This is a genomic window from Aeromicrobium sp. CnD17-E, assembly GCF_024124745.1.
GTDB lineage: Bacteria > Actinomycetota > Actinomycetes > Propionibacteriales > Nocardioidaceae > Aeromicrobium.
The window spans coordinates 1-1409 of the sequence record NZ_JAMXRU010000211.1 but is presented as its reverse complement, the minus strand read 5'-3'; the positions used below and the strand labels follow the sequence as shown (position 1 = coordinate 1409).

Below are 1409 nucleotides of genomic sequence, written 5' to 3'. Positions count from 1 at the left end.
GCCGACACCCTCCACACCACCGGCAACACCCACGAAGCCCTCCAATGGTTCCACCGCGTCATCGCCACCGACCCCCACCACACCACCGACGCACCCCAACGCATCACCCAACTCGAACAAGAACTGGGTATCAGCGGGGACCAGCAGGACTGACGCGGCCCGAGTGATGCTGGCCTGCCTGTTCGGGCTTGGGGAGCCGGGAGCGCTCCCGGGTCGTGGGCCGGGGAGGTCGGTCGCGGCCGCCGGAGATCCAGGAGGAGGGCGGCGCCGCTAGGCCGTCGGCCAGCCCTCGCGAGGCTCCCGGACGTGCTGGCGGTACTCCTCGGCCAGCCAGCGCAGCGCCTCCCGGTGGGCGTGGTCGTCGTCGGAGGCCACCGCGCCGCCGGCGAGGCTGACGCGGTAGTCGTGCGCGTAGGCGCTCGCGGCGGTCATCGCGACGCAGGCCTGCGTCGCGACGCCGGCGAGCAGGAGGTGGTCCACGTCGTGCGCGCGCAGCACCTCGAGCAGGTCGGTGTCGAGGAAGGCGTCGTCGCGACGTTTCGTGACGAGGACCGTGTCGACGTCCGCCAGCTCGGACACCGGTCCGGCACCGTCCGTGCCCTCCAGGGCGACGGGACTGTCGTCGTCGAGCATGTTGAGTGCCCACGTGGCCGGGTCCTGTGGCAGCACCGTGCGCACCTCGACGACCGGCGCACCGTGTCGACGCGCCTGGCCGACCCACCAGTGCACGGCGGCGAGCAGCCCGGCGCGACGTCGCGCGAGGCCGGGCGTGGCGAGGAAGTCCTCCTGGAGGTCGATGAGGACGAGGGCGGTCGTGCTGCGGTCGGTGGCGGTGCGGTCGGCGTCGGGGGTCGTGGGGGTGGTCACGTCGTCGTCGTACCCACGTCGCCCGCCTGCATGCCACGGACGTCGCCGGGTACGAGGAGGGTCGCGACACCCGACGGACGGAGCAGGCATGGCGGCACGGACGAGCTGGCACGCGGAGGCGAGCCTCGCGCCGACGACACGGACCACCCTCGGCGGCATCGTCGACGACGTCGTCGTCGGTGGTGGTGTCGTCGGCCTGAGCGCGGCCGTCGAGCTCGCCCGCCAGGGACGGCGGGTGGTGCTGGTCGAGGCGCACCCCACGCTGGGAAGCGGCACGTCCGGTCGGTCGACGGGCAAGCTCAGCCTGCTCCAGGGCACACGGCTGGCGACCATCGAGTCCCACCACGGGCCGGCGACGAGCGCGCGGTACGTCGAGGCCTGCCGGGACGCACAGGGGTGGGTCGAGCAGCTGCTCGACCGCTGGGACGTCGACGTGCAGCACCGCCCGGCGGTCACCTGGGCGTCGGACGGCGACCGCACGGCCGACACGCGAGCCGAGGACGCGGCCGCCCGCCGGGCCGGGCTGCCCACCCGCTGGCAGC

Annotated in this window: 2 protein-coding genes; one reads left to right on the top strand and one right to left on the bottom strand. The window is 74.1% G+C overall.

Features of this window, described 5'->3' with window-relative positions:
* Positions 1-270 precede the first annotated feature (270 nt).
* Positions 271-867, bottom strand: coding sequence for a cysteine hydrolase family protein (locus NH339_RS18185; protein WP_253027460.1), 597 nt, complete (start codon positions 865-867; stop codon positions 271-273).
* 88 nt (positions 868-955) lie between these two features.
* Between NH339_RS18185 and NH339_RS18180 the strand changes: the two genes are divergently transcribed.
* Positions 956-1409 (top strand): FAD-dependent oxidoreductase (locus NH339_RS18180; RefSeq protein ID WP_253027449.1); only part of this gene is annotated, 454 nt, incomplete at its 3' end.